Source organism: Geodermatophilus sp. SYSU D00815 (genome assembly GCF_054050035.1).
This window is the reverse complement of record NZ_JBJGYO010000064.1, coordinates 1-759: the sequence shown is the minus strand read 5'-3', so window position 1 is coordinate 759 and position 759 is coordinate 1. Positions and strand designations below refer to the sequence as shown.

The window sequence follows — 759 nt, the reverse complement described above, 5'->3', positions numbered from 1 at the left end:
CCGATGCCTCGATGCTGCCGGGGTCGGTGCCGGAGGTGCCGGCGGCGGTGCTGGCGGCGTTGCCCGAGGACGGGTCGTTGGCGGCCGGGACGTTCGTGAAGGGCTCGCAGGGCGCGGGGGTGTACGCGCTGGCCGGGGGTGCGCGGCGGGCGGTGTCGTCGTGGGCGGACCTGGTGGCGCTGGCCGGGGGGGCGCCGTCGATCGTGACGGTGGATCAGCGGTTGGTGGATCTGCTGCCGGTGGGGCCGGCGATGCTGGGGCCGGGGTCGCTGGTGGTGGCGCCGCGCAGCGCGGCGGTGTACTTCGTCAACGGGCGCAGCGAGCTGGTGCCGGTGCTGTCGTTCGCCACGACCGGGGAGCTGGGGGCGTTGCGGCTGGTGCGGGTGGCCGATGCCGACCTCGATGCCTACGCCGTCCGCTCGGCGCCGATCGGCACGGCGGTGGACTGCGGCGGGGTGCGTTTCCTGGGGTTGGGCGGGAAGTTGTACGAGGTGCCGGCGGCGGTGGCGGCGGAGTACCGGTTGGCGTTCACGCCGCTGGAGGCGGCGGCGTGCGCGAACCTGCCGCGGGCGGCGGTGCCGCTGGACCGGTTCCTGCGCGATGCCGGGGGCGGGATCTACCACGTCGAGGGCGGGGTGAAGCGGCTGATCCGGTCCTGGAACGACTACCTGGCGCTGGGCGGCACCGCGAGCAACACGATCGCGGCCTCGGCCTACGCGCTGTCGCTGATCCCCACCGGCCCACCCCGCTGACCCACCC

General features: G+C 75.4%; 1 protein-coding gene. It reads left to right on the top strand.

The window, feature by feature from the left end; genetic code table 11:
- On the top strand, nt 1-752 hold a 752-nt coding region (locus ACI78S_RS25095; RefSeq protein ID WP_456977709.1), incomplete at its 5' end, for a hypothetical protein.
- Nucleotides 753-759 lie beyond the last annotated feature (7 nt).